Origin of the sequence: Bradyrhizobium sp. (assembly GCF_019242285.1) — a bacterium.
Classification (GTDB): Bacteria; Pseudomonadota; Alphaproteobacteria; order Rhizobiales; family Xanthobacteraceae; genus Bradyrhizobium.
On record NZ_JAFAVV010000166.1, the window covers coordinates 1 to 2,071 of the forward strand.

General features: G+C 64.8%; 3 protein-coding genes and 1 pseudogene. All 4 read right to left on the minus strand.

The window, feature by feature from the left end:
- A partial coding sequence (locus JOY90_RS06200; RefSeq protein ID WP_291690270.1) for an amidase family protein occupies nucleotides 1–408 on the minus strand: 408 nt, incomplete at its 3' end.
- Nucleotides 392–574: a DUF4089 domain-containing protein gene (locus tag JOY90_RS06205; protein WP_291690271.1), complete on the minus strand. Its 183-nt coding sequence runs from the start codon at nucleotides 572–574 to the stop codon at nucleotides 392–394. The genes JOY90_RS06205 and JOY90_RS06200, both read right to left, overlap by 17 nt.
- Before the next feature lie 213 nt (nucleotides 575–787).
- Nucleotides 788–1,741, minus strand: a complete 954-nt coding sequence (locus JOY90_RS06210; RefSeq protein ID WP_291690272.1) for a phosphotransferase — start codon at nucleotides 1,739–1,741, stop codon at nucleotides 788–790.
- A 22-nt stretch (nucleotides 1,742–1,763) separates the two neighbouring features.
- Nucleotides 1,764–2,071, minus strand: a pseudogene (locus tag JOY90_RS06215) (sn-glycerol-3-phosphate ABC transporter substrate-binding protein); the annotation flags it as partial.

Genomic DNA, 2,071 nt, shown 5'->3' on the forward strand with positions numbered 1-2,071 from the left:
GCCGGTGAAGTCGTAGGCGTACTCACCCATATTGAGCGCGCCGACCAAGACCGCGCCGGCGGCTTCCATCCGCTCAATCAGCGTCGCGTCGCGCGGTGCAGGCGGCCGGTCACGGTTGATCTTCGATCCGGCGCGGGTCGGAAGCCCCTTTACGTCGAACAGGTTCTTCACCGCGAACGGCACGCCGGCGAGCGGACCGGGCTGCTTCCCGGCCGCGATCGCGGTATCGATGGCGCGCGCCGTGGCCTGCGCCCGCTCAGCGGTGATGTCGGTGAACGAATTGAGGGTGTCGAACTGCGCGATCCGCGCCAGCGCCGCTTCGGTCGCTTCGAGCGCGGAGATCCGGCGCGCAGCAACCGACTGCGCAATCTCGGCGGCGGACATGGCGTGATCAGGCGGTGAAGACACTGGCCGGCTCGGTCTCGTCGGGCAACGCGAATTCGTCGACCAGCCGCGCGAGCCGCAGCGACACGTCGAGATTGGCTCGCACTGCCGGCTTCCAGGCTTCCTCGAGCGGCAGCGCCAGCGCCTCGGCAACGGCATCGATGTACGCGTCCAGCGAATCGGAGACCATCACGCTCCTTTCTTGCTCCTCGAGACATCGGCACGAGCAGCAGTCGCAAGGTTTGTGCCAGATTTAATCAGCCCCGACTTGGCTCTTAAGCGCATGACTGGACTGATGAATACAGCTAGCCGCCAGGTTCGCTGCATACCGGGCGACATCTCTGCTCAATTTGCAGGCAGATGCAGGGATCAAGTCCTCCTCACGTCGTCCGACTCCCGACCCTCAATTCGGCCAGATCAGCTCTTGAAGCTGGATGAGATCGCCGGCCTGATGCTGCCAGCCGTCGATGCAGATGTGCTTCAGCGGATCGCTGGCGCGGTGCAGCAGCATCAACGCCATCAGCCGGCGCTTCAAGGTGAAATCGATATCGGCACCTGAATAGCCGAAACCCTCCAGCAGGCTGCGCACGCGGCGCGCCCTTCCGGCAGCCATGAAGGCACTGGGACCGAGGAGATCATAATCGCGCCAGCCGGTGAGCACATCGCCGAAATCGAACAGCCCGGCGACACGCCATCGCCCGCCTTGCTCGTTCAGAAGGAAGTTTTCCGGAATGTACTCGCCCGTCAGGATCACCGGCGGCGCATCCATCGGAATCAACGAGGCCGCGTCGCCCAGCAGGCCGTCCAAACCGTCCAGAAACTTCCCAGGCAGTCCCAGGCGTTCGTGCCGCGTGCGGCATCCGGCGATCTGACGGCGCATGAAGTCCGGCCAGGCGGGCTCGATCCGCAGCAGATCACCGGGAGGAACGCGCTGCACCGCCGCAATGGTCTGGCCGATCTCGCCAAGCACAGATTCCTTGTCCGCCTCCGACAGCCGAGGCCACGCTTCCGCACCCAGCACGCCGGATAGCCGCGTGGTGATGAGATAGGGCCAGCCGTCGCGCTCTCCTGCGGCGATGATTTCCGGGATCGGAATATGAAGCCGGCCATGAAGCACCGACAGCGAAGCGCACTCGGAGACGAATTGCGGACGGAGCATGGGTGGAAAAATCTTCAGGATCAGCCGGTCGTCGAGCGCTACGACGAGATTGGTGCCGGTCGAGAAAATCCGTGGCGCGTTCGCGGCGACGCGATGGCCGCGCGCAATGTCGATCGCCGCTGACAGCCAGCGCGCGGGATCGGCGCGCCAGGTACGATAGGAGTCAAAATCAGCCAGGTCCGGCAGCGATGCCGTCATGACGACGCACGGGAAAGGAACATTACCGATCCGGACTCGCGCGCTCGAACTGGCGGAGCAGGCGGTTGCCGCGCTCGACCGCGTTGTCCATCGCGGCCTGCGCCGATCGCTTGCCGGCGAACACCTGCTCGAGCTCCTCCTCGATCACGTCGCGCACCAGCACGAACGAGCCGAGCCGGATGCCCTTGGAGTTGTCGGTCGGCGGCTTCAGCGTGACCTCCTCGATCGAGATCGAGGCGCCGGGATTGCGGTCGTAAAAGCCCTGCGCCCGGGTGAGGTCGAAGGCGGCGCGGGTAATCGGCAGGTAACCGGTGTTTTGATGCCAGAACG